Here is a 4,116-nt window from a genome sequence, read left to right as displayed (position 1 = left end):
TATCCAGGTGGTCCTTTGATAGAGAAGTTAGCAAAGGATGGGGATAGAAAAAAGTACAACTTTACTGTTCCGCTGCATCAATCACCGCTTATTGCATTTTCATATTCGGGTTTGAAAAATTCTGTGAGGCTTGCTATCCAAAAAGCTGATGAGAGTGATTATAAAGATATTGCCGCTTCGTTTGAACATATAGCGGCGGCGCATATTATCCAAAAACTCAAAAAGTATTTTAAAGAAGTTCCGCCAAAGAGTTTTGCTATTGTCGGCGGAGCAAGTGCAAATCTGTATCTTCGTTCACAAATAGAGGAGCTGTTAAAACCTTACGGCGCATCACTGCTTCTAAGTGAGTTGAAGTACTGCTCGGACAATGCGGCAATGATAGGAAGAGTCGGGGTTGAGATGTACGAAAAGAGTCTGTTTAGTTTGCTTGATGAGTTAGAAGTCTGTCCAAAAAGTGTCATTTAGCTTAAGAAATACTTAAATATAAGTGTATTTTTTCTGATTAAGAGCAGAATTATCCCATTTCAAATATACTTCCCGCACAAATTAAAAAAACAAAAAAGGAGCCGAAATGGCAACTACAAAATTTAAAGGTACAGACGTAGAACTAATAGGAAATCAGGTAAATGTTGGTGATAAAGCACCGGAGGTTACAGTTGTAAACTCAGACGGTTTAGGCGATGTAGTAGTTGGTGGCGCTCAAGGCGTTAAGCAACTTATTATCGTTGTTCCTTCACTAGATACTGGTGTATGCGCTACAGAGACTCGTAACTTCAATGCAAAAGCATCTTCATTAGAGGGTGTTAAAACTACTGTTGTTTCTATGGACTTACCATTTGCATCAGGAAGATTTTGTGCTGCAGAGGGAATCGACAAACTAACTGTTGCATCTGACTTCAGAAACAAAGATTTCGCTAATGCTTACGGTGTTTTACTTGGTGGTTCTGTTCTTGCAGGTGTTACATGTAGAGCAATCTTCGTAGTAGATGCTAATGGTATCGTTACTTACAAAGAGATCGTTCCTGAAATTACTGAAGAGCCAAACTACGACGCTGCTATCGCTGCAGTTAAATAATAATTTTTCTCCTCCTTCTTTTATAGGGCTTTTGCCCTATACCAATCAAGCAAAATTTTGATACAATAATCCTAATTTATATAAAAGGATTTGTACTATGAAAAAAGTTTTATACACACTTGCATGCACAGCTGTGCTGACTTCTAGCGTAATGGCTGATTTTTCACGAGTTGAAATGGGTGCGGGAGTTTGGATGCAGACTCCAGAAGGCGGTGTAACTTATACCGACGGCGGAGCTAATGGTAGTTATACATCGAGTGAAAATGATAAGACTGAGACATACGTCTGGGCTCTTATAAAACATCCGGTTCCAATCTTGCCAAATCTTAGATTAGAGTATGTAACTCTAGAAGATAGCGGTTTAGCAAGTGGTCAGTTTAAAGATTTCGATATATCACCTGCTCCCTATACTACGCTCTCTTACGATATGAAACAGTATGACATTATTCCATACTACAATATTCTTGATAACACTTCTTGGATCACTCTTGATCTGGGGCTTGACATTAAAATTGTAGATGCATCTTATGATGCGGCGCCTACTACTGGATTTGCAGGTTACAGCGACAGCGTAACTTTTGCCGTTCCTCTTCTTTATGTAAGAGGAAGAGTTGAGATTCCCTCAACAGATATAGGTATTGAAGCGGATGTAAAGTACATCACAACAGGTGATTCTACAGTGTATGACGTTAGAGCAAAAGTTGATTATACTTTTGATTTTACTCCTGCTGTTCAACCTGCTTTAGAGGTTGGTTACAGAGTTCAAAGGCTAGATATTGATGAAAGTAGTGTTGATGCAAAACTAGACATCGACTTTTCAGGTTTTTATGCCGGAGTGATGCTTCGTTTTTAAGCTATTAATCCATCCATTTTCGAGGGTCGTAGCCGTCAGTCGGTCTTACGACTCTCTCTTTTGGCAGCTCTTTTACCATAGTTATAACTTCACTTCCATCAATTGGACTCTTGCCAAAAGAGTTTTCAACCTCCACAAAACCATGTTTTTTAAAAAAATCGACTGTTTTTTCACTCTTTAAAACACTAACGCTCATATACTCAAAAAGTGCCCCCGCCTCTAAAAAGAGCTGTTCAAGCATTGCAGATCCTATGCCTTTAGATCTAAATTCTGGTTTCATTCCGATTGTAAGAACGGGTGTTTTCTCATCTATAAAGCCGTTTGCATTATCATCTTTCCTTAGCAGCCGTAGCCATGCAGCACCCGCGATTTTATGTTCGCTTAAAGCGTAAAGCCCTAAATCTTTGGATGAGAGTCCGTAAAATTTGCTGTAAGTCTCTAGTTGCAAAACATCTTTAACCGTTTTGCCAACTTCATCAAGACGGTAGGCAAAGTGGAGCATATCGGTTGCGATTTTTTGTTCTGAAGATCTTAGAAAATAGAGTGTTGGTTTCATTTTGTTTTATATCAGACTAAGTCCGACTTTTCCTTTTTCTTCATCTATTGATACAACCTCGATTTGAGACAGGTATTGGTTTAGTGATAGCACTTCAAGCGGATGAGAGATTTTTGTGGTACTCATCTTTGAGATGTGAATCATGCCGTCATTTTTCAGCCCGATATCCACAAATGCCCCAAAATCGGCAATATTTCTGACAACGCCTGAGACAAAACTTCCCACACTCAGCATTTTAATATCCGTTACACCCTCTTTAAACGGGATAGGCGGCAGCTCTTCTCTTGGGTCAAAACCTGGTTTTTGCAGCTCTTTGATGATGTCTTTAAGCGTCTCTTCTCCGACATTGAGCTCTGCAGCTTTTTGTTTAACATCAACCCTGTCCAAATCAACTCCGATAAGCTTCTTTGCAACTCCGTAACTCTCAGGATGGATTCCGCTGTTGTCAAAAATGTTTTTACTATTTTTGATGCGGATAAATCCCACAGCCTGCTCGTACGCTTTTTTGCCCAAACCCTTTACTTTAAAGAGCTGCTCTTTAGTGATAAAGGCACCGTTTTCTTCTCTAAAAGCGATGATATTTTGAGCAACTTTTGCGCCTATACCCGCGACGTAAGAGAGAAGCGAGAGAGATGCGGAGTTTATATCAACTCCTACGCGGTTTACCAAATCTTGCGTAACATCGCCTAGTTTCTTCTCTAAGAGTTTTTGGTCAACATCGTGCTGATACTGTCCGATACCCAAACTTTTCGGGTCTATTTTAACTAAAGCCGCCATCGGGTCCTGTAGCCTTTGTGCTATAGAGATTGCGCCTCTGATAGTTACGTCAAGGTTCGGATACTCCTGCGAAGCTATCTTTGAAGCAGAGTAGACGGAAGCACCTGCTTCTGATACAACCGTATAGTTTAGTTTCGCATTTTCATCCCTGTTAAGTCGTGCAAAAAACTCCTGCGTCTCGCGCGAGCCTGTTCCGTTTCCGATAGCTACACCCGTGATGTTATACTTGTTTGTTAGTGTTATAACTCTGTTTTTGGAGTTTTCATAATCTTTCTGAGGCTCGGTCGGATAGATAACACACGACTCCAAATAGTTTCCGTTTTCATCAATAACAGCCAGTTTGCATCCCGTCCTATATGCGGGATCGACTCCTAGTATTACTCTTTTAGTCACAGGCGGAGTCATAAGAAGCTGGTTTAGATTTTTTCCAAAGACCGAAATTGCGGCTATGTCGGCTCTCTCTTTTAGCTCGGCTTGAACTTCTCTCTCTATGGATGGAAGCAAAAGCCTCTTTAGTCCGTCTCTGTAGGCTTCAAAAAGAAGCTCTTTTGAGCTTGAGGCGTTGCGGGGGATTTTGTACTCTTTTATATTTGCTTCTATGTAATCAGTGTCGATAGTTATCTTTACGGAGAGCTCTTTTTCCTTAACCCCGCGCATAACGGCAAGATAGCGATGCGATGGCATGTAAGAGACTTTTTCACATTTAAGAGCAAAGTTTTTAAAAGTTCCATTTTCATCAACCAAGACTGGCTGACTATTTATAAAAACTTCATTTCCTTCATCAGTTCTACCATTAACAACCACCTGACTGTCATAAACTACTGCGTCCTCTTCCGGATTCAATATAATCAGTTC

At 40.3% G+C, this 4,116-nt stretch carries 4 protein-coding genes and 1 pseudogene; 3 read left to right on the top strand and 2 right to left on the bottom strand.

What is annotated here, in order from left to right; all coding sequences use genetic code 11:
• The 3 genes and pseudogenes from RQ763_RS10190 to RQ763_RS10180 all read left to right on the top strand — a co-directional run.
• Positions 1–465 (top strand): annotated as a pseudogene (locus tag RQ763_RS10190) (tRNA (adenosine(37)-N6)-threonylcarbamoyltransferase complex transferase subunit TsaD); the annotation flags it as partial.
• A 106-nt stretch (positions 466–571) separates the two neighbouring features.
• Positions 572–1,075 (top strand): thiol peroxidase, encoded by a 504-nt coding sequence (gene tpx, locus RQ763_RS10185; protein ID WP_294932067.1) that lies wholly within the window; start codon positions 572–574, stop codon positions 1,073–1,075.
• Positions 1,076–1,172: 97 nt separating this feature from the next.
• Positions 1,173–1,928, top strand: a complete 756-nt coding sequence (locus RQ763_RS10180) for a TIGR04219 family outer membrane beta-barrel protein (protein WP_314152820.1) — start codon at positions 1,173–1,175, stop codon at positions 1,926–1,928.
• A gap of 4 nt (positions 1,929–1,932) precedes the next feature.
• Here the strand turns inward: RQ763_RS10180 and RQ763_RS10175 are convergent, their stop codons facing one another.
• A complete protein-coding gene (locus RQ763_RS10175; protein ID WP_314152818.1) occupies positions 1,933–2,484 on the bottom strand; it encodes a GNAT family N-acetyltransferase in 552 nt (183 codons plus the stop codon).
• 6 nt (positions 2,485–2,490) lie between these two features.
• Positions 2,491–4,116: helix-hairpin-helix domain-containing protein (locus RQ763_RS10170; protein WP_314152816.1), on the bottom strand; the 1,626-nt coding region annotated here is incomplete at its 5' end.

This window comes from Sulfurimonas sp., from assembly GCF_032250635.1.
Classification (GTDB): domain Bacteria; phylum Campylobacterota; class Campylobacteria; order Campylobacterales; family Sulfurimonadaceae; genus Sulfurimonas.
This window is presented reverse-complemented; position numbering and strand designations above follow the sequence as displayed.